This window comes from Streptomyces sp. NPDC018693 (assembly GCF_044391385.1).
GTDB lineage: Bacteria > Actinomycetota > Actinomycetes > Streptomycetales > Streptomycetaceae > Streptomyces.
Window position 1 is genome coordinate 119,275 of sequence record NZ_JBIRZZ010000001.1, and the last position, 20,758, is coordinate 140,032.

General features: G+C 71.4%; 15 protein-coding genes and 2 pseudogenes. 8 read left to right on the forward strand and 9 right to left on the reverse strand.

The window, feature by feature from the left end; all coding sequences use genetic code 11:
- Positions 1-65 precede the first annotated feature (65 nt).
- Complete coding sequence (locus ACH5AC_RS00635) at positions 66-1,283, reverse strand: nucleotide sugar dehydrogenase (RefSeq protein ID WP_398859314.1); 1,218 nt, start codon at positions 1,281-1,283, stop codon at positions 66-68.
- 274 nt (positions 1,284-1,557) lie between these two features.
- Here ACH5AC_RS00635 and ACH5AC_RS00640 point away from each other — a divergent pair, with 274 nt between their 5' ends.
- The 4 genes from ACH5AC_RS00640 (at position 1,558) to ACH5AC_RS00655 (ending at position 10,596) form a co-directional block, all read left to right on the forward strand.
- The gene (locus ACH5AC_RS00640) at positions 1,558-3,264 is read left to right on the forward strand and encodes a glycerol-3-phosphate dehydrogenase/oxidase (protein ID WP_398859315.1); all 1,707 of its coding nucleotides are present in this window, start codon (positions 1,558-1,560) and stop codon (positions 3,262-3,264) included.
- A gap of 193 nt (positions 3,265-3,457) precedes the next feature.
- Complete coding sequence (locus tag ACH5AC_RS00645) at positions 3,458-5,599, forward strand: serine/threonine-protein kinase (protein ID WP_398859316.1); 2,142 nt, start codon at positions 3,458-3,460, stop codon at positions 5,597-5,599.
- A 136-nt stretch (positions 5,600-5,735) separates the two neighbouring features.
- Positions 5,736-8,735 carry a protein kinase gene (locus tag ACH5AC_RS00650; protein WP_398859317.1) on the forward strand — a complete coding sequence of 1,000 codons (3,000 nt, stop codon included), beginning with the start codon at positions 5,736-5,738 and terminating at the stop codon, positions 8,733-8,735.
- A 145-nt stretch (positions 8,736-8,880) separates the two neighbouring features.
- Positions 8,881-10,596, forward strand: coding sequence for a protein kinase (locus ACH5AC_RS00655; protein ID WP_398860043.1), 1,716 nt, complete (start codon positions 8,881-8,883; stop codon positions 10,594-10,596).
- A gap of 501 nt (positions 10,597-11,097) precedes the next feature.
- On the opposite strand, the gene ACH5AC_RS00660 is transcribed toward ACH5AC_RS00655, so the two are convergent.
- The 6 genes and pseudogenes from ACH5AC_RS00660 to ACH5AC_RS00685 all read right to left on the reverse strand — a co-directional run bounded on the left by ACH5AC_RS00660 (position 11,098) and on the right by ACH5AC_RS00685 (position 14,897).
- Positions 11,098-12,591 carry an IS701 family transposase gene (locus ACH5AC_RS00660; RefSeq protein WP_398859318.1) on the reverse strand — a complete coding sequence of 498 codons (1,494 nt, stop codon included), beginning with the start codon at positions 12,589-12,591 and terminating at the stop codon, positions 11,098-11,100.
- Positions 12,588-12,944: a transposase gene (locus ACH5AC_RS00665; protein ID WP_398859319.1), complete on the reverse strand. Its 357-nt coding sequence runs from the start codon at positions 12,942-12,944 to the stop codon at positions 12,588-12,590. The genes ACH5AC_RS00660 and ACH5AC_RS00665 overlap by 4 nt, the downstream gene beginning before the upstream one ends.
- Positions 12,945-13,032: 88 nt before the next feature.
- A pseudogene (locus ACH5AC_RS00670) lies at positions 13,033-13,479 on the reverse strand (transposase); the annotation flags it as partial.
- 225 nt (positions 13,480-13,704) lie between these two features.
- On the reverse strand, positions 13,705-13,887 hold the full coding sequence (locus ACH5AC_RS00675; protein WP_398859320.1) for a hypothetical protein: 183 nt from the start codon (positions 13,885-13,887) through the stop codon (positions 13,705-13,707).
- Between the two features lie 45 nt (positions 13,888-13,932).
- On the reverse strand, positions 13,933-14,256 hold the full coding sequence (locus ACH5AC_RS00680) for a hypothetical protein (protein ID WP_398859321.1): 324 nt from the start codon (positions 14,254-14,256) through the stop codon (positions 13,933-13,935).
- 287 nt (positions 14,257-14,543) lie between these two features.
- Positions 14,544-14,897, reverse strand: a complete 354-nt coding sequence (locus tag ACH5AC_RS00685) for a hypothetical protein (RefSeq protein ID WP_398859322.1) — start codon at positions 14,895-14,897, stop codon at positions 14,544-14,546.
- Positions 14,898-15,194: 297 nt separating this feature from the next.
- On the opposite strand from ACH5AC_RS00685, the pseudogene ACH5AC_RS00690 reads away from it, so the two are divergent.
- Positions 15,195-15,382 (forward strand): annotated as a pseudogene (locus ACH5AC_RS00690) (serine/threonine protein kinase); the annotation flags it as partial.
- 135 nt (positions 15,383-15,517) lie between these two features.
- Here ACH5AC_RS00690 and tnpA read toward each other — a convergent pair.
- Positions 15,518-15,946, reverse strand: a complete 429-nt coding sequence (gene tnpA / locus ACH5AC_RS00695) for an IS200/IS605 family transposase (protein ID WP_398860044.1) — start codon at positions 15,944-15,946, stop codon at positions 15,518-15,520.
- A 23-nt stretch (positions 15,947-15,969) separates the two neighbouring features.
- On the opposite strand from tnpA, the gene ACH5AC_RS00700 reads away from it, so the two are divergent.
- Entirely contained in the window at positions 15,970-17,265 is a 1,296-nt protein-coding gene (locus ACH5AC_RS00700; protein ID WP_398859323.1) for an RNA-guided endonuclease InsQ/TnpB family protein, read from the forward strand.
- 38 nt (positions 17,266-17,303) lie between these two features.
- Here ACH5AC_RS00700 and ACH5AC_RS00705 read toward each other — a convergent pair whose 3' ends face one another.
- Entirely contained in the window at positions 17,304-17,465 is a 162-nt protein-coding gene (locus ACH5AC_RS00705) for a hypothetical protein (RefSeq protein ID WP_398859324.1), read from the reverse strand.
- On the opposite strand from ACH5AC_RS00705, the gene ACH5AC_RS00710 reads away from it, so the two are divergent.
- Entirely contained in the window at positions 17,464-19,047 is a 1,584-nt protein-coding gene (locus tag ACH5AC_RS00710) for a protein kinase (RefSeq protein ID WP_398859326.1), read from the forward strand. The genes ACH5AC_RS00705 and ACH5AC_RS00710 overlap by 2 nt on opposite strands.
- Positions 19,048-19,120: 73 nt before the next feature.
- Positions 19,121-20,728, forward strand: coding sequence for a serine/threonine-protein kinase (locus ACH5AC_RS00715; protein ID WP_398859327.1), 1,608 nt, complete (start codon positions 19,121-19,123; stop codon positions 20,726-20,728).
- Positions 20,729-20,758: the final 30 nt, after the last annotated feature.

The following is a 20,758-nucleotide window of genomic DNA, read 5'->3' on the forward strand; positions in this document are numbered from 1 at the left end:
GTAGCAGGCGTTCGCTGCCCTCTTCATCTGCGAATTCGCTCCCGGGGGCGGGGACATGGCCGTGGTCAGAGCCGGTGGGCCGCGCCCGTCGGGGTCGCCCCGCGGGTGTCCAGGAGCAACTGCGCCTTCACGGAGAGACCCTGGAGGTCGTACGTGCGGTGCTGCTGGAGCAGGATCGTCAGGTCGGCGTCGGCGGCGGCCTCGTAGAGGGAGTCGACGCGGGTGACCGGGCGGTCCAGGACGTTCCAGGACGGGATGTGCGGGTCGTGGTAGCTGACCTGGGCGCCGAGTTCCATGAGGCGGATCGCGATCTCGCGCGCGGGGGTGCCCTGTTGGTCGGCGAGGTCGGGCTTGTAGGTGACGCCGAGGAGCAGGATCCGGGCGCCGCGGGCCGACTTGCCGTGCTCGTTGAGGAGGGTGGCGGCGCGCTGGACGACGTAGCGGGGCATGTGGCTGTTGACCTGCTGGGCCAGTTCCACCATGCGCAGCGGGCCGCCGGGCCGGCCGGTGAGGTCGGTGCGGTCCAGCGGGACGGTGTGGCCGCCGACGCCGGGGCCGGGGCGGAACGCCTGGAAGCCGAACGGCTTGGTCTCCGCGCAGCGGATGACGTCCCACAGGTCGACGCCGAGGTCGTGGCAGAGGACCGCCATCTCGTTGACGAGCGCGATGTTGACGTGCCGGAAGTTGGTCTCCAGCAGCTGCACGGTCTCGGCCTCGCGGGGTCCACGCGCGCGTACCACCTTCTCGGTGAGGCGGCCGTAGAACGCTGCGGCCGACTCGGTGCACGCGGGCGTGAGGCCGCCGATCACCTTCGGGGTGTTGACGGGTGTGAAGACGCGGTTGCCGGGGTCGACCCGGCTGGGGGAGTAGGCGAGCTGGAAGTCGCGGCCCGCGCGCAGGCCGGAGGACTCCTCCAGCAGGGGGCGCAGGAAGTCCTCCGTGGTGCCGGGGTAGACGGGCGACTCCAGGATGACGGTGGTGTGCGGGCGCAGATGGCCGGCGAGGGTGCGCGCCGCCTTCTCCACCTGGCTCAGATCGAGTCCCCCGCCCGGGTCGCGCGGGGCCGGCGCGCAGATCACGGCGGTGCGGACCCGGCCCAGCTGGGCGGGTTCGGTGGTGGGCCGGAAGCCCCCCGAGAGCATCCGGCGTAGTTCGGCCGGGCTGAGCGAGCCCACCTCGGGGCCGGTGGCGTAGCCGAGGGTGGGGATGCCGGCGGTGACGGCGGCCTGGGCCAGCGGCAGGCCGAGCGGGCCGAGTCCGATGACGGCGAGATCTGCGGGCATGGCGTGGGCCGTCCTTCCCAGTAACCGAAGCGGGACAGGTGCGCAAGCCCGGTGGACAGGATGAGCGAGCGCAATGTCAGACTAGGAGTAAATATGACCGTTATGCGGCATTGGCCGGCTGTGTTTCTTCGGCGATCTGCTGTGTTGCCCCGTCGGCCCGCTCCGGGTCCGTGGGAGTTGTCCACAGGTTGGGGGCCGCGTGGTGGCTGAAGTCGGGCAACCCGGTCAGAATCTGGGCATGAGGTAAGGACGACACGGACAGCGGGAGGCAGCGGTGAGGACAGCGGCACTGGGGCCGGCGCAACGGGCCGAATCACTGGCGGCCATGGCCGAGCGCGAACTGGACGTGCTGGTCGTGGGAGGCGGTGTGGTCGGTGCGGGCACCGCCCTCGACGCGGTCACCCGCGGTCTGTCCACCGGCCTGGTGGAGGCACGCGACTGGGCGTCGGGCACTTCGAGCCGGTCCAGCAAGCTGATCCACGGCGGCCTGCGCTATCTGGAGATGCTCGACTTCGCCCTCGTGCGCGAGGCGCTGAAGGAACGCGGCCTGCTGCTGGAGCGGCTGGCCCCCCACCTCGTCCGGCCCGTCCCCTTCCTGTACCCCCTTCAGCACAAGGGCTGGGAGCGGCTGTACGCCGGATCCGGCGTCGCGCTCTACGACGCCATGTCGATGGCCCGCGGACACGGCCGCGGCCTGCCCGTCCACCGTCACCTGAGCCGCCGTCAGGCCCTGCGTGTCGCACCCGCGCTGAAGAAGGAGGCGCTGATCGGCGCGCTGCAGTACTACGACGCGCAGATGGACGACGCGCGGTTCGTCGCCACCCTGGTGCGCACCGCCGCGGCGTACGGCGCGAAGGCCGCCAACCGCGCCCGGGTGACCGGCTTCCTGCGCGAGGGCGAGCGGGTGGTCGGGGCGCGGGTGCAGGACGTCGAGGGCGGCGGGGAGTACGAGATCCGGGCCAAGCAGATCGTCAACGCCACCGGTGTGTGGACCGACGACACGCAGGCGATGGTCGGTTCGCGCGGTCAGTTCCATGTGCGCGCGTCCAAGGGCATCCACCTGGTCGTGCCCAAGGACCGCATCCACTCCACGACGGGCCTGATCCTGCGCACGGAGAAGTCCGTGCTGTTCGTCATCCCCTGGGGCCGGCACTGGATCATCGGCACCACCGACACCGACTGGGACCTCGACAAGGCCCACCCGGCCGCCTCCAGCGCGGACATCGACTATCTCCTTGACCGGGTGAACTCGGTGCTCGCGGTGCCGCTGACCAGGGACGACGTGGAGGGCGTGTACGCGGGCCTGCGACCGCTGCTGGCCGGCGAGTCGGACGCCACCAGCAAACTCTCCCGCGAGCACACCGTCGCCCACCCGGTGCCGGGTCTGGTCGTCGTCGCGGGCGGCAAGTACACGACGTACCGGGTGATGGCGAAGGACGCCGTCGACGAGGCCGTGCACGGGCTCGACCTGCGGGTCGCCGACTGCGTCACCGAGGACGTACCGCTGCTGGGCGCGGAGGGCTACCGGGCGCTGTGGAACGCGCGGGCGCGGATCGCCGCCCGCACCGGACTGCACGTCGTGCGCGTCGAGCATCTGCTGAACCGCTTCGGATCGATGGCCGAGGAGATCCTCGACCTCATCGCCTCCGACCCCTCGCTCGCCGAGCCGCTGCAGTCCGCCGACGACTATCTGCGCGCCGAGATCGTCTACGCCGCCTCCCACGAGGGCGCCCGGCACCTCGACGACGTGCTGACCCGGCGCACCCGTATCTCCATCGAGACCTTCGACCGGGGCACCCGCTGCGCGCGGGAGGCCGCCGAACTGATGGCGCCGGTGCTGGGCTGGGGCAAGGACCAGATCGAACGCGAGGTCGAGCACTACCAGAAACGGGTCGAGGCCGAGCGGGAGTCCCAGCTCCAGCCCGACGACCATACGGCGGACGCGGCACGGCTCGGGGCGCCGGACATCGTGCCTTTGTGAGTCACGCACGGGCCTGTGGTGAGTCACGCTCAGTCCCCGGTGACCAGCGCCCTGTTGCGTGGCCGAAGAGTGTTGTGGGGATTGGCCGGAATACGTCCCCGAGTAGGTGCCCGCAGTGGCCCCCTGGGCATCGAGCACTTGTCGGGTGAGGGACAATGAAGGCTCTGTCAGGGCGGTTTGCTTGAGGGGACGCATGTCGGAGGCGGAGCGGGCGGGGACATCCCGTCAGGACAAGAGCGCACGTCTCCTCGCCGGGCGGTACCGGCTGGGAGACGTACTCGGCCGCGGCGGCATGGGGACGGTGTGGCGCGCCGAGGACGAGACCCTCGGGCGCACCGTCGCCGTCAAGGAGCTGCGGTTCCCGTCGAACATCGACGAGGAGGAGAAGCGCCGGCTCATCACACGGACGCTGCGTGAGGCCAAGGCCATCGCCCGGATCCGCAACAACAGCGCGGTGACGGTCTTCGACGTGGTCGACGAGGACGACCGGCCGTGGATCGTGATGGAACTGGTCGAGGGCAAGTCCCTCGCCGAGGTCATCCGCGAGGACGGCCTGCTCGACCCGCGGCGCGCCGCCGAGGTCGGGCTCGCCATCCTCGACGTGCTGCGCTCGGCGCACCGCGAGGGCATCCTGCACCGCGACGTGAAGCCGTCGAACGTCCTGCTGGAGTCCGGCACCGACCGTGTCGTGCTCACCGACTTCGGTATCGCCCAGGTCGAGGGCGACCCGTCCATCACGTCCACCGGCATGCTCGTCGGCGCCCCCTCCTACATCTCCCCGGAGCGCGCCCGCGGACACCGGCCCGGCCCCGCGGCCGACCTGTGGTCGCTCGGCGGTCTGCTGTACGCGGCGGTCGAGGGCACCCCGCCGTACGACAAGGGCTCGGCGATCGCCACGCTCACCGCGGTGATGACCGAGCCGCTGGAGGAGCCGAAGAACGCCGGTCCGTTGCGCGACGTCATCTACGGCCTGCTCACCAAGGACCCCGCCCGGCGTCTCGACGACGCGGGCGCCCGGGCCATGCTCAACGCGGTGATCCACGCGCCCGGGCCCAGGGACACCGACCCGGCGGACGCGACCAAGGTCGTGCCGCTGCCCGCTCAGCCCGACGGCCCCGGCGACAGGGGGAGTTCGGGGGGCGGCGAGGCGGCCGAGAAGCTGCGGGGGGCGCTGCGGTCGGTACGCAAGGCCGCGGTCGCGGCCGGGGCGGCGACTTCGGCGGCGGCGTCCCGGGGGCGGTCCGGAGGCGGGAGTGGGGCCCCGGCGGGTACGGCAGGTGCTGCGGCGAATGCGGCTGCGGGTGCTGCGGCTACGTCTGGCACGCGGGGCGCTGTGGGTGCGTCAGGTGTGTCCGGTGCCGCGGTGGGGGACGGCTCGGCTGCCACCACTGCCGCCTTCACGGCGCCGACGGCCTCCCCGGGTGTGCCGGGTGCCTCCTCGGGCGCGGCGAGTTTCCCCAGCTCCTCCGGCGCCGCCGGTGCTGAGGCGAACCGTCCCGGCGGCGGCCGGAGTTCCGGTTGGCCCGTGATGACTCCGCCGGCCGATCTGCCGCCGCCCCGGCCGGTGCCCAGGGCGCCGCTGACCGATGTGGTGCCGAAGCGGACGCTGGTGATCATCGCGGTGGTGGCCGTGCTGGCCGTGCTGGGCACGGTGCTGGCCTTCGCGTTGAGCGGCGACGACGACACCAACGGCGCCGGTGACGGCGGTTCACGGGCGGTGGCGAGCGGCAGTGCGAGCGCCGACACCAAGGACGACGAGAAGGGTGGCGCCCACACGGACGGGGCCGCCGAGGAGTCCCCGACGGCAGACGCGTCCGCCGGAACCGGAACCGCCCCGGAGAGCGGCGCCACCGCGACCGGGGGGACCGGCCGGCAGGTGTCGCCCGGTGCCGGCGGTGGCGCGGCGGCCGTGACGACGTACAAGGGCGGCCAGGGCTACTCGATCGGGCTGCCCGCCGGGTGGTCGTTCCAGCGCAACAGCGCGGCGGGGGACCGGTTCACCGGCCCCGACGGGCAGAAGCTGCTGGTCGCCTGGACCAGCACACCGAAGGACGACCCGGTCGCGGACTGGGAGAACCAGGCGCGCTACATGAAGCGCACCGGCTACCAGAAGATCCGGATAGAGGCGGTGGAGTACCGCGACTGGAACACGGCCGACTGGGAGTTCAGCTACCTGGAGAACGGCACCAGGTACCGGACCGTCGACCGGGGCTTCGTGGTCAGCGACCGCCAGGGGTACGCGCTGATGTTCACGGCGAAGGCCGCCGACTGGAGCAGCTCGGAGCGGGTCACGGCCTGGGAAACGTTCACGGAGACCTTCCAGCCCAAGAAGTGATATCCGGCATCCCCTCTTTGCGGGTTGCCTCCGGCACGTATCGTGAGTGCCTGCGGACCGTACGCAGCCGTATGCGCGCGCGGAACGGAACGCGACACGAACGGATTTGACCGACCGGGCGGCCGGGGGAGGCATCGTGGACGACTATGCGGGGCGGGTGCTCGCCGACCGCTACCGCCTGCCGCTGCCGCCCTCCGAGGAGTACGAACTCACCGAGACGCGGGCCTTCGACACCTACAGCGGGCAGGAAGTGCTGGTCCGGCAGGTGCCGTTGCCGGAGGTCGTCGAGGCGGAGGTGCTCGACGCGGAGGGGCTGCCCGACGGGTTCGCGGCGGCACGGGAGCGCGGGGTGCCGGTACGCGGGGCCGCGAGCGCGCGGCGGCCCGCCGACCCCGCCGTGCGGCGGGCCGTGGAGGCGGCGCAGGCCGCGGCGCGGATACCCGACCATCCCCGGCTCGACCAGGTCTTCGACGTGTTCGCCGACGGCGGTTCGCTGTGGGTCGTCAGCGAGTTGGTGGCCGCGCGGCCGCTGGCGGCGCTGCTCGCCGAGCGGACGCTGACGCCGTACCGGGCGGCCGAGGTCGCCTCCGACGTGGTCACGGCGCTGCGGGTGCTGCACGCACACGGCTGGGTGCACCGCAACATCACCGCCCGCACCGTCCTCGTCTGCGACGACGGCCGCGTCATGCTGACCGGCCTCGCGGTCGGCGCGGCGGAGGAGGCGCTGTGCGGCTACGACCCGGTTCCGGCGGAGGACGGGCCACTGCCGGGTGCGGGGGCTCCGGGCGTCCAGGGTCCGGGGGCGGGTACGACGGCTGCCGGTGCCGTGTCCTCCGGCGGAACCGGCGCGCAGGGGATCACCGCGGGCGACGCGGAGGCCGCCCGGCGCGCGGCCATCGAGGCACGGGCGGCCGGCGGGCTGCCACCGGCATCCGCGACCACGTCCAACGAGGCTGCGGCGTCACGGGCGCCGGCCCCCCGGGCCCCGGACACCCACGGCGACATCAGGGCGGCCCGAGCCGGCGCCATCGCCGCATACCGCGCGGGCGCCCGAGCAGCGGCCCGCGTCCAGGAGGCCCAGCAGAACAGCCGAGCCGCACTGCCCGGGGCGCGTACGCCGGGCGAGGACGAGGGCGGCGCCGAGGTGTCGCCGTATGGGGCTCCGGGCGTTGGCGCGGCCGGTGGGTCCCGGAGTGGCCCTGCCGGGTCGTCGCCGTACGCGGACCAAGGCATTGCGACGGCCGGTACGCCCGGGGGCGGCACCGCCGGTGAGCGCGGCGCGTCCGGCGGGGCCGCCGGAGCGGGCGCGGAACCGCCCGGGCAGATCGCCGACCCCTACGGCGTCCGCCGACCGCCGGGTCCCGCTGCCGGGGCCGGAGTTCCGCGCCCCACCGGTCCGGTGCCCCCGGTACCGGCAGGCTTCGAGCCCCGCACCCCGGACGGCTTCGCATCCCCTGCCCTGGGCGACGGGCGACGCCCTGATGGCTTCGCGTCCCAGGGTCCGGGTGAAGGGCGACGCCCCGATGGGTTCGTGTCTCAGGGTTCGGGTGAAGGGGGGCGCGCTGACGGGTTCGTGTCCCAGGGTCCGGGTGAAGGGCGACGCCCCGATGGGTTCGTGTCTCAGAGTTCGGGTGAAGGGGGGCGCGCTGACGGGTTCGTGTCTCAGGGTTCGGGTGAAGGGGGACGTCCAGGCGGCTTCGTCCCCCCGGCCCCCGGCCACGGGCGACGTCCCGCCGGTCTCCTGCCCCCGGGTCCGGTCGAGGGCGTAGGCCACCCCTCCCGTTCCTCCGCCGGAGCTGTCCCCGCCGCGCGTGCGGAAGGTGTCGGCCCCGCCGGCAGCTCCGCTTCCGCCCCCGGTTGGGGAACCCCCGCCGACGGGAAGCCCGGTGCGCGCGGTCCCGCCACCGCGTTGGCCGCTGAGCGGGCGCGGCAGGCGCGGATGGCGGTCGTGGGTCCGGTGACGGAGCGGTGGGCGCCCGAGCAGGCCGGGCCGGTGCACGAGAACTGGCAGCTGGCGGCGCCGATCGGGCCCGCCACCGACCTGTGGGCGCTCGGCGCCCTGCTCTTCAGGGCCGTACAGGGGCATGCGCCGTACCCGGAGGAGTCGACGGCGGAGCTGGTGCAGATGGTGTGCGCGGAGCCCCCCGCGTTCGCCGAGGAGTGCGGGCCGCTCAGGCCGGTCGTGGAGTCGTTGCTGCGTCAGGACCCCACGGAGCGCCCCGACTTCGAGGAGCTGCGCGGCTGGCTGCGCTCCCTCGTGCGGTCGGCGCCCGAGCCGGAGGCCGGCACCCATGTGATCGCCGCGCCGCCCGCCGACCCGACCAGGCTGCCGATCGTCCGCCGCAGGGGCGAGCTGGTGCGCAGACGGCGCGCCGGGCTCCCCGCGCACGCCCGCCACAAGCGCCGGGAGACGGCCCGTTCGCCACGCAGCCTCGGCCGCACGCTGCTGGTGCTGATCCTGCTCGCGCTGGCCGCGGCGATCGCGTACGCCATGCTGTTCATGCCCAAGTCCGGTGACAATGCCGGTGCCGAGCGCACGGGGGGCGTGTCCGCCACCGGCGGCACCGCCGGCGGGCCCCAGTCACCGAGCAGCGAGCCACGCCCCGACGACCAGACCTCACCCGCCCCGCAGAACAGCGGGAGTTCCGCACCCGAGACCCAGTCCGGCGGCGGCGCGGACGTCGCCGACGGGTTCACCCTGCGGACGGACGAGGCAGGCTTCCGCATCGCCGTCGCGAACGGCTGGGACCGCGCGGCGCGGGGCGGCCGGGGCCAGGTCGTGTACTCCCACGCCGGCTTCGAGCTGATCGTGGTCCCCGGGCGGGACTCGGCCGCCGAGTACGGCAGTGACCCGATGGCCTACCAGCGGGAGCGGGAGAGCGAACTGCAGCCCTACCGCGACTCCAGCTGGGCCACCGCCTCCGGGCTGCGGACCACCACGGTGGGCGGACGGACCATGGCCGAGGGCCAGTTCACCTGGACCGGCGGCGACGGGCGGGAGCTGTTCGTGCGCAACCTGGCGATCCTCCTCGACGGGCGGTACCACGTCATCCAGTTGCGCGGCCCGGAGGCCGAACGGGACGAGGTGACCCGGCTGTACGAGCAGGCGTCGTCGACGTACCAGTACACCGGCTGAGCGGAACGGCCGGTTCGGTTCCCGTACGACCGCAGAAGCGACAACCGTCACAGTGTGGTCTCCCTGGCACCGCGCCGGTTTCCCGGATGCGGACCGGTTCTTTACGCTGACCCTGTCAAAACCATTGAGGGGCAACGTGAATCAGATGCAGGGCCAGCTCCTCGCGGGCCGCTACCGGCTGGCCGATTCCATCGGTAGCGGGGGCATGGGGCGAGTGTGGCGTGCTCATGACGAGCTGCTGCACCGGGGCGTCGCCATCAAGGAGCTGACCGCCGCGCTCTACGTCTCCGAGAGCGACCAGGCGATCCTGCTGGCCCGCACCCGGGCCGAGGCCAGGGCGGCCGCGCGGATCAACCACTCCGCCGTGGTCACCGTGCACGACGTGCTGGAGCACGACGGCCGCCCCTGGATCGTGATGGAGCTGGTCGAGGGCCGTTCGCTCGCCGACGCCGTCAAGGAGGACGGGAAGGTCGAGCCCGCCGAGGCGGCCCGGATCGGGCTGTGGGTGCTGCGCGCCCTGCGCGCCGCGCACTCCGCCGGTGTCCTGCACCGCGACGTCAAGCCCGGCAACGTACTCCTCGGCCACGACGGCCGGGTCCTGCTCACCGACTTCGGCATCGCCCAGATCGAGGGCGACACGACGATCACGCGGACCGGAGAGGTCGTCGGCTCCGTCGACTATCTCGCCCCCGAGCGCATCCGCGGCCATGACCCCGGCCCCTCCTGCGACCTGTGGGCGCTCGGCGCCACGCTGTACACGGCGGTGGAGGGCCGCTCGCCGTTCCGCCGCACCTCGCCCCTGTCGACCATGCAGGCCGTCGTCGAGGAGGAGGCCGACGAGCCGCGCCACGCCGGCCCGCTCGGCCCCGTCATCACCGCCCTGCTGCGCAAGGACCCGGCCACCCGGCCCACCACCGCCGAAGCCGAGCGGATGCTCGCCGACGTGTCCGGGGGCCGCCGCCCCGACGTGACGACGGCTCAGCCGTTCGTGCCGGCGCAGTACGGGGGCCCGGACCGTACGACCCACGGCGCGCCGACGCCCTACGGCAGCGGTGCGCACACTACGCCGCCGCCGTACGGGAGTGGCGCGCAGACCCCGCCGGGCACGCCGACCCCGTACGCCTCGGTGCCGCCGCAGCGCACGACCGGTGTCACCGCCATCGGCCCCACTCCGATGGACGGTTCCGCACAGCCGCCGTCGCGGCCCCGGCGTCGCTGGCTGCGTACGCTCGCGCTGGTGGTCGCCGTGGCCGCGCTGGTCGGCGGCGGTACCGCCGTGGTGCTACAGCAGATGGATCGGGGTATGAGGAGCGGCGGCGCCAGCCCGTCGGCCGCCTCGCCGAGCCCGTCGCCGTTTGTCACAGGCACGCCCGCCTCCGAGGGCGTCGTGCCCGACTCTTGGGCCGAGTACACCGACCCCCTGGGATTCCGCCTTTCCTTGCCGTCTACGGGCTGGAAGCGGAAGGTCTACCAGGACGACGGTGACCTTAAACAGATCGACTACACGCCCGACGACGGCGAGCACCTCGTCCGGATCGCCGTCGACACCTCCCCGGACTACGACGACCCCTACGAGCACCAGCGCGATCTGGACCAGCAGCTCCGGCAGCGGCTGGTCGACTACAAGCGGCTGGGTCTTTGGCGTGACCACTACCGCGATCTTGTGAGCTCTCGTTGGGAATACACGTGGACCGCGCTGGCGAGAGACACGGATTTCCCGGAACTGTATCGCGCGGTTGATGTGATTTACATGGCCAGGGACGGCGTTGAGTACGCAATCTACATGGCCTCGCCTGCCTCGGACTGGCCTACCACGCGCGAGCAGTTCGAGGCGGTATTGCGAGGCTGGCGGGAGCCATAGCGAATGCGGCCCGAACAGTTGCGCATCGGTGGCGATCATGTACATGACATGATCGGCCGTGCCCGCCTCTGGCTGGGCGTCAGGAAATGCAGGAGTGGTGCTATGCGTAAGCGGAGTGCTTGAATCGCGGTGGTGTCTGCGGCCTTGCTGCTTGGGTTGGCGGTCAGCACAAGCCCGGCCTACGCTGGCACCGATACCCCCTTGGCGGGCTACGGAGGGGGGACCGCGAAATTTTACCATAGCGGCGACATTTTGAAGGTCTGCGATGTCTCCGCAGACGGGTATGCGGTCTGGGGTGGCCTGTACCACTACGAGACGAGTGCCGCGTTCGGCAGTGTTGTCAATAGAAGTACTGCGGGTACTTGCGTGACGAAGACGATCGACTTGGTGGAGGGGACGAACGTCTACGTTCTGGTGTGCAGGGCCAATGACAACGTGCCCGACTGGAATGTCTGTGATAGGTCTGGCAGAGGTCAGGCTTAGTGCTTGAGTCGCAGTTCGCTATCGCTGCTGGTCAGAGCCCTGTTTTGGAGTGTACTCGGCTGACGCCTCGTCAGGTGGCGGGAGTTCGTGACCTTGGGTGCGACGGTGGTAGTGGCAGCGGCGGGCGGTGGCCTCGTGACGGCGGCGCCAGCGGGACCAGTTCAGCGCATGGCCAGTGTGCCGCAGGTGCGTCGGTGTGGGGTGGCCAGTTGCCAGGAGTCGCCGGATTTCCGCCACGGTGAGCGGTGCGAGGGCGTCGGAACCGTTTCTGCCGCCCCTTTCGGTCCCCGCGGCGGCGGCCATCGCGGCGAGGAAGGCGTGGGCGAGCATGGCCAGGGTGATGTGCCGGTACCAGCCGGGATGCCGGCGGACCTCGTACTGATCCAGGCCGCACTCGTTCTTCGCGGCCTGGAATGCCTCCTCGATCGCCCAGCGCGCCCCGGCGATCCATACCAGCTCGGCGACGGGAGTACCGGCCGGCGCGTAGGCGAGGTAGTAGGCGATCTCGTCCGGACGGGCCAGGCTGCGGCGGGCCAGCACCCACCGGTCATGCGTGGGCTCATCACCGTCGAAATCGTCGATGGCGGGCAGCCGGGCTGCGGCCCATTCGTAGACGCGCGGCCCCTTCACGCCAGCCCCGCAGGAGTGGCGTTCCCAGGCGTCCTCGGGGGCCTGGGCGATGGCGAAGTCGATGCGGCCGACGGCGTGGACATGTTGGGACTTCGGCACAGCCAGGACGTAGCCGACGCCGGTTTCCTCCAGCATGCGGCGCAGCCACCACTCCTGGCCGTAGGCCGAGTCGGCGGTCACCCAGGCGATCGGCAGCGGCGAGGCCAGTGCCCGCATGATGATGGCCTTCGCAAGGTCGCCCTTGGTGGCGAACGCGCACGCGTCGGGGATCTTCGCCTGGGCGTAGGGGCCTTTCCCCGTGATGGTGGACACGCTTCGTTGATCACGCGGCGAGCGTGAGCTTAGCCGTGCGTCGGCGACCAGGCCGGTGCGCATATGGTCGGCGATGGACCAGCCGACGACCTTGCGGCTGAAGCAGTCCAGCACGGTCGCGAGATAGAGGAACTCCCCGCCGGCGAGCGGGAGATAGGTGATGTCGCCCATGTATTTCCGCCCCGGCTCGGTGGCGGTGAAGTCCCGCTGGAACAGGTCCGGAACCTGTGAGGCTGCCGGGTCCGGGACGGTGGTGCGGACGCGTCTGCGCAGGCGGATGCCGGTGATGGAGAACGTCCGCATGATGCGGGCGACCCGCTTCTCGTTGATCCGCAGGCCCTTCGCGCGGAGTTCGGCGGTCACCCGTGGGGAGCCGTAGGCGCCGCCGGACTCGCCGTGGACCTCGCGGATCCGCTCGGCCAGGAGCCGGTCCTCGCTCTGCCGGGACGACCTCGCCTTCTGGCCGGAGAACCATTTGTAGTAGCTGGACCGGTGCAGGCCCAAGACCTCGCACAGCCGCTTCACGCCGTAGGCGTCCCGGTGGTCGGCGACGAACTGGAAGCGACTCACCAGTTGGTCTCCCCGGCGAAATACTTGGCCGCCCTGCGGAGTATGTCCCGCTCGGTCGCCAGCTTCCGCTCGCTCGCTTCGAGTTCGGCCACCCGGGCCTCCAGCTGTCGGATCCGCTCGTCCGGATCGGCGGACGATGTCGTCTGCCTGGCCTGGGCCGACGACGTCCCGCCCGCAGAGGGGGCAGCGGGGGCGGCGCCGCGGCGTTCGCGGTCCCGCAGCACCCACTCACGCAGGGTGGCCCGGTTGATGCCCAGGTCGGCGGCGATGCTCTTGTACGTCGCCCCGGGCGTGGACTCGTACAGGGCCACGGCATCGGCCTTGAACTCGTCCGAGTAGTCCTTCATCGCCATCGGCGGTCTTCTCGCTTCCTCCGGATCAAGCAGATCCAGTATCAGCGTGTCCACCACTCAGGGGGAGGCCCCTAGCGGCCCGGATCGGAGGTCCGTAGAGTTCCCGGTCCACCAGCGCCCGGCCTCTGACGCTGGAGTAGGCGGCGAACACGCCGATCTGGCAGTTCTCCGTGCGGCCGGCGGTGCCGGAGTACTGCCGCTGCACCCCAGCCGAGACCGTGCCCTTCTTGATGAACCCGGTGTCCTCAATGATCAGCACACCCGTCTGGTCCCCGAGCTTCTCGGCCACGTATTCCGGCAGGTCATCGCGGATCTCGTCGAGGTCCCAGCAGGCGCGGCTCAGCAGGTGCTGCAACTCGGCGGGAGTGCGGTGACCGGCATGCTCGGCCAGCTGCCAGCTGTTCTTGCGGCCCACCGGCCCGTGCAGGCCGTGCACATAGGCCCGCATCCGCCGCCGCAGATCCACCCGCCCGAACCGGTGACCGATCCGCACCAGCAACTCTTCCAGTTCCGCCGACCAGTCATCGGGCCGCACATCGTCTTGCACGACAAACACAACGGCCCGTCGTGCCCAAGGTCACGAACTCCCGCTAGCTGACGAGGCGTCAGTCGAGTGCACTCCAAAACAGGGCTCTGACCAGCAGCGATAGCGAACTTCGACTGGAGTATTGGCCTCGATTCTTCAGCGGTCGTGAGTGCATGATCGGCAGGGCTCCGGCGTTTGCCCGGCCCGTCCGAACCGGGCAGGCGTGATGCGTGCTCATCCGTTGAGACCGAGTTCGCGTAAGGCGACGGCGGGTTGGTTGCGGTAGTGGTCGTGGGCTGCAGCGTTGTTGGTCCATCCGGCGAGGTGGGCGAGGCTGATCGCCAGGCTGCGGAAGGTCGCGAGCGTGCGGGGCAGGCTGCCGGTGCGGGCCCGGCAGGCGTCCTCGCCGAAGGTCACGTCTCTGACGAAGTGCTGGGCCTCGATGGTCCACTGGTCACGTACTCAGCGGGCGAGGACGGAGGTGTCGGCGACGGTGGACGGGGCGGTGGTGATGCCGAGTTCGGCGTCCGCGTGGATCTTCCGGGCACCGCGGCCGGTGGCGTACCGCTCCACGAGCAGGGCCTGGGTGGCGTGCGGGAAATTCACCTGGCCCGGTCCGAGGGGCTGCACGCGCACGATCCTGATCTCGTGGCGGCCTGAGTTGGTCTCCTCGGTGCGGTGCACGGTGACGTGCGCGTTGGTGGTCTCGTCCCAGTCGAGCGCGTCGAGCCGGGCGAACAGGGCGGCCCGGTTCTCCTTGACGGAGGAAGAGGCCGAAGGCGCCACGTGAGTGCAGGTAGCGGGCGCGGTCGGCGACGGTGTGCAGGGCGTTGGCGGTGACGATCGCGCCGGTGATGTCGGCGATCAGGTCCAGAGCGGCGGTGAAGTGGAGGATCTCGTGCGGTTTGTGGCGCATTTCGAGCTGGGCGAGCATTACGCCGGGGAGAATCGCTGCAACGCTTGTACCTGCACAAACGTGCAGGTACAGCGCTTCCGTGGCTACCTTGATGGCTACGCAAGGAGTCACCCCCGCCCCGGAGCGGTCCGGACGGGGGCCCCGTCGTTCTCGGGGTTCAGACGGTCTGCTCGATGCGCTCGAAGATGTCCGAGTCTGTCTCCCGCTGCCAGGCCGGGAGGTCGGCCCAGTCGGCGACGTATCCAGGCTTCGGCTCCTCGAAGTGCTTGAACATCTGCGCGGTCCAGCAGATCGCGACGAAGCGGCCCTTCTGCTCGCGGGTGAGCCGTGTGGCGTGCCCTTCGCTGACCTTGATGAAGTCCCGAACTTGTCCGTACACGGCGGCGGCAGCCTCGCGCTCCCACTCGGGCGTCTCGTCCCAAGGCGTGATGTAGCCGGGCTTCGGTTCACCGGGGTAGTGCTTGGTCACACCGGCGATCCACGCCTCGCGGAAGATCCGACCGTCACTCATGCGCGTGTCCCTCTCGTCATGCGGTACGCGAAAGCACCGCAATTCGGTGATCCAGATCCGAGACTCGGCCATCGGACATGAGTGGGGCAAGACGTCCTCGAAGTCCGTCCAGCTTCACCCGCCCCCTGTCCAAGATCCGAGCATGCATCACGCCTGCCGAACTGGGTCGGTTGATGTCGGTGGCGAGCCCCGGAAGCAGGCGAACAGAGCCTCTGTGGATCATGGAGTTCTCTACGCTTCAAGATTCACGAAGGTGCCGTGTTCGTCCCACCATCCCCCATCGCTGCTCCGGACGACGGCGACCTCAAGCAGATCGACTACACGCCCGACGGCGGCGAGCACTTCATCCGGATCGCCGTGACCGCAGGGGCTCCGAGTGGGAGTACACCTGGACCCCGCTGGCGAAGGACACCGACTTCCCCCCGCCGCGCCGCGCGAAGGAGGAGACGTACATCGCGCGCGACGGCACCGAGTACGTCATCTACCAAGTTCACCGGTAGTGCTCCGGCGTTCACGACGTAGGTGAAGCCGATCCGGTCGTAGCGCCGCGGCGTCTGGTGCTGTCATGAACCGGCGCGGAGCGTCGGGGCGGCATACCGGCGGAGCCGGAGTGAGCGTGGTCAGGTCGGGCGCTGCTGCTGCCGGATGTACTGCTTGACGAGGGTGAGGGGTGCTTTGCCGCAGGAGGCGGCGAGGTAGGAGCCGGACCAGAAGCGGCCGCCCCACAGGTAGCGGCGCACGTGGGGTTCGAACTCCTGGCGCAGGCGGCGTGAGGAGACGCTCTTGAGGGAGTTCACCAGTCTCGGCAGGGCGGCCTTGGGCGGACAGTGCACCAGGAGCTGGACGTGGTCGTGCTCGCCGTTGAACTCGCGCAGTTCGGCCTCGAAGTCCGCGCAGACTTCCCGCATGATCTCCTCGCATCGGTCCAGCATCGCCTCCGTGAGCACTCCACGACGGTATGTGGTCACAAACACCAAGCGGGCATGGAGGTTGTAGACCACGTGGCGACCGGTTCTGACATCTTTGTTTGGCTTCCAGCGAGGTGAGATAAACCAAGCTAGCGTCGACGCTCATGGGGCAACAGGACAGCTGGCAAGGGCTGGTGAAGCGGCAGTTCGGGCATCGTGCCCGTCTGGCGCTCGACCCTGCCCAGGTGGCGGTCCTGGACGCACAAGGGCATGCGGCGCGCACCACCTGGAACCTGCTGCACGACTGGTGGACGATGCTGCCGAAGGCGAAGCGGACCCTGGCGGCGGCCGACGCGGTCATCCGCGAGGGGCGCAGGGAGCTGGACTGGCTCGGCGTGCTGCCCGCGCAGGCCGCCCAGGCGGTGCTGAAAACGTACTTCCAGGCGTGGAAGAACTGCTGGGAGGGCCGGGCCCGGGCACCGGAGTTCAAGGCCCGCTTCCGCACGAGGATGAGCATCGACATCCCGCAGGGCCGCGACCTGCACGTGGTGCGGGTGCACCGCCGGTGGGGCATGGTCAACATCCCCAGGCTCGGCCGGGTCCGCTTCCGCTGGACCAAAGACCTCCCCGTCGGCAAGCACGCGGACAAGGACAACAGGATCACCGGGGCGCGGCTGGTCAAGGATGCCCTGGGCTGGCACATCGCCTTCCGCGTCACCACCCTGGCCCCTGCCCCCGGCCCGCATCCCGGCCCTCAGGTCGGCATCGACGCCGGGATCACCGTCCCGCTGGCCCTGTCCGACGGCGAAACCGCCGAACACGGCCCCTGGCTCAGCAAGAAGGAAGAAGCCCGCCTGCTCCACCACGAGCAGCGAGCGGCCCGCCGCAAGAGCCACCGGAAGAAGGGCGAGCGCACCAGCCGCCGCATGAGCAAGACCTACGACCGGATCGCTCGTATCCGCGCGACAGCCAAGCGCCGACGCGAGGACTGGCAGCACAAAACCACCACCGCCATCGCTGACACGTACGGCACGGTGGTCGTCGAAGCACTGCACATCACGAACATGACCAAGTCCGCGCAGGGCACCGTCGAGCAGCCGGGCAGGCAGGTCGCGCAGAAGGCCGGCCTGAACCGGTCCATCCTCGGCGAAGCCTGGGGACGGACCGTGCGCCTCTTGGCCTACAAGCTCGCTCGCCGGGGCGGGCTCCTGGCCGAGGTCCCTGCCCCGGGCACCTCGCAGGAATGCGCCCAGTGCCACACGGTGACCCCCGGCAGCCGCAGGAACCAGGCCGAGTTCGTGTGCAACAACCCCGCGTGCGGCTGGGAAGGCAACGCCGACACCAACGCCGCCCGCACCGTGCTTCACCGATACCGGACGGGCCACGCGCTCGTCCCGGCTGCCGGGAGGGCAGTCGTCAGGCGCGCTTCGAACGGCGTCAAACCCGCCACCGCAAGGTAGGCAGGAATCTCCCGGATTCATTCATCCGGGAGAGAGCTTCAAATCTCCTCGCCCGCCGCCGACTGGGACACCACGGCCGAGTGGTACGAGGCGGTGCTGCGCAGCTGGCGGGAGCCGGGCACCACGCCCTGACCGGCCCGCGGGAGTTGGCCGGTGACCGCCCCGGAAGTGCGCCGTCCGGTGGGGCATGATGGGCGCATGGGGACCGAGGGGGATGCCGACTGCCGTGTGATCGCGGGGCGGTACCGGCTGCACGAGCGGCTCGGACGCGGTGGCATGGGCATCGTCTGGCGGGCCACCGACGAACTGCTGGGGCGCAGGGTCGCCGTCAAGGAGCTGGTCCAGGACGCCGGCGGCTCCGACACCGAGGCCCGTGACCGCCGCGACCGCAGCCTGCGCGAGGCGCGTGCCGTGGCCCAGCTGCGGCACCCGCACATCGTCGTCGTGCACGACGTGGTCGTGGAGGACGAACGCCCGTACATCGTGATGGAGCTGGTCGACGGCGGTTCGCTGGCCGACCGGATCGCCGAGCGCGGCCCGGTGGGCGCGGACGAGGCCGCGCGGATCGGGCTCGCCCTGCTCGGCGCCCTGCGCGCGGCGCACACGGCCGGTGTGCTGCACCGCGACATCAAACCCGCGAACGTCCTCATCGAGTCCGGCACCGACCGTGTCGTCCTCACCGACTTCGGGATCGCGCAGGTCGCGGGCGCCACCACGCTCACCGAGACCGGCTCCTTCGTCGGCTCGCCCGAGTACACCGCGCCCGAGCGGATGTCCGGCGCCCGCACCGGGCCGGAGTCCGATCTGTGGTCGCTGGGGGCGCTGCTGTGCACCGCGCTGAGCGGCGAGTCGCCGTTCCGCCGCGATTCGCTGGGCGGCATCCTGCACGCGGTCGTCTTCGCCGAGATCCGTACGCCGCCGCAGGCCGACCCGCTCCTTCCCGTCGTACGGGGGCTGCTGGAGCGTGACCCGGAGCGGCGGCTGGACGCGGTGGAGGCGGAGCGGCTGCTGCGCGCCTTCCAGGACACCGGCCGTACGCCGCCGATGCCGACCGAGTACACGCCGACGCAGCGCACCCAGCTGCCGGGGCCGGACGCCGGTGCCGTACCGCCGGCGGCCGGCCGGGAGCCGCGCTCCACGCGGAGTGTGCTGGTGGCCGCGGCACTGGTCGCGGCGATGGCGGGCGCCGGGGTGTCGGCGGCGGCGCTGCTGCTCGACCGCGACGGCGGCGCGGGCGGCGGCACGCCGACGAGTTCGGCGCCGCAGACTCCGGGGACGTCGACGGGCCCGGCTCCCACGGTCACCGTCACCCACACCCCCGCCCCCACCTCGTCCACCGTCCCGCCCTCCGGTTACCGGCTCGCCGACGACCCCGCCGGGTTCACGCTCGCCGTCCCCGAGGAGTTCATGCGCAGCCCGCAGGGCGAGCGGGTCTTCTACCTCTCCCCGGGCGGCACCTTCCGCCTCGGCATCCGGGTCACCGACCCCGAACCGGGCGGCCCGCTCGCGGTGATGCGGCGCTCGGACGCCGAGGGCCCCGCCGACAACCCCGGTTACCGCGACGGCCGGGTCACCGGGACCACGCACCGCGGACGGCCCGCCGCCCTCTGGGAGTTCACCTGGGACGGCTTCAGCACGGCGGAGGGCCCCCGGCACACCTACGACCTGTGCTGGGAGGAGGACGGCCGGCTGTACGACGTGTGGGTGTCGGCGCCGGTCGGGAAGGTGCGGGAGGCGCGGGAGTACTTCGATGTGGCGGTCGGCACGTTCGTAGGCACGTGAGTACGTAACGGGCACGTTCGTAAATCGCACCCCCGGTGGATGCGCGTGCGCATGGCGCGATATGCATGGACACATGAACGACTTCGGGGGAGCCCGTCAGCAGGCCGACGACACCACGAGTTTTGTACTGCAACCACCGAACCAACCACTGAACCAACCGCCGAACCAGGCATCGGTGCCCGCACCGCCCGCCGGTGTCGGTCGCCTCATCGCGGGCCGCTACCGGCTGCTGGCCAAGCTGGGGCACGGTGGCATGGGCACGGTGTGGCGGGCGCAGGACGAGACGGTGGACCGGGAGGTCGCCGTCAAGGAGCCCCGCGTACCGGACCATCTTCCCGAACGTGAACGGGCCAACGCGTTCGAACGGATGCGCAGGGAGGCCCGCGCGGCCGCCCGCCTGGACCATCCGGCCGTCGTCGACGTACATGATGTGGCCATCGTCGACGGACAGCCCTGGATCGTGATGGAGCTGGTCCACGGCCGCTCGCTGGGCGCCGCCCTCCAGGAGGGCACGCTCGGCGCGCGTGACGCGGCCCGCGTCGGCCTCCAGGTGCTCGGCGCGCTGGAGGCCGCGCACGCCGCGGGCATCCTGCACCGGGACGTGAAGCCGGACAACGTCCTGCTCGGGCGGTACGACCGCGTCGTCCTGACCGACTTCGGCATCGCCCAGATCGAGGGCGAGACCAGCCTGACCGACACCGGCGGCTTCGTCGGCTCGCCCGAGTACATCGCCCCCGAGCGGGTGCTGGGCCAGCGGCCCGGCCCCGCCTCCGACCTGTGGTCGCTGGGCGTGGTGCTGTACGCGGCGACCGAGGGCGTCTCCCCGTTCCGCCGCAGCAACACCCCGGCGACCCTGCAGTCCGTCCTCAACGCGACGCCCGCCCCGCCCGCCGCCGCCTCCGGTCCGCTCGCCGAGGTCATCAACGGGCTGCTCCGCAAGGACCCGGCGCACCGCCCCGACGCCGCCCGCGTCCGCGCGCTGCTGGAGGCGGCCGCCAACCCGCCCGCGCCGGAGCCCACGCAGATCGTGCGGGAGGTCGAGGTCCCGCGGAAGAAGCGGGGAACGGGCCGCGCGCTGTGGCTCGGGCTGGGCGCGGCCCTCGTCGCGGTGGCGGCGACCACGGCGTACCTGGTGATCCCCGGCTCCTCCGACGACGGCAAGCTGCCCGCCGGCTGGGCCACCCACCACGAGAAGGACCTCACGGCGACGCTCGCCGTCCCCACCGACTACCAGCCGACCCGCCCCAAGGAGACGGACGACGACCACTGGGTCGCGTACACCGACCCCAGCGGCGTCCTCTCCGTCGTCCTGACGGTGGAGCGCAAGGCCGAGGACACGGGCGGCGACATCGAGGCGTCCGCGAGCGCCGAGATGTACGCCGACAACGGCACGTTCGAGAAGAACGGCGACTACCGGCTCGACATGCCGAAGGCCCCGGAGACCGAGACCGACGACGATGTGACCTTCCACGGCCGCGCCGCCGCCCAGAACACCGTCAGGTACACCACCGACGACAGCTCCGACCCCCGCCCCCGCGAGATGCAGATCCTCTACTACAAGAGCGTGGCGGGCGACATGTACAAGCTGACCGTCGCCTACCCCGGCAAGGGCGATGTGACCGAGCGGGGCCGTGAGGTGGCCCGCACGGCGATCGCCCACCTGGAGCTGGACGAGCTCTGAGTGCCCGTCCGGGGCCGCGTCGACAAGCGA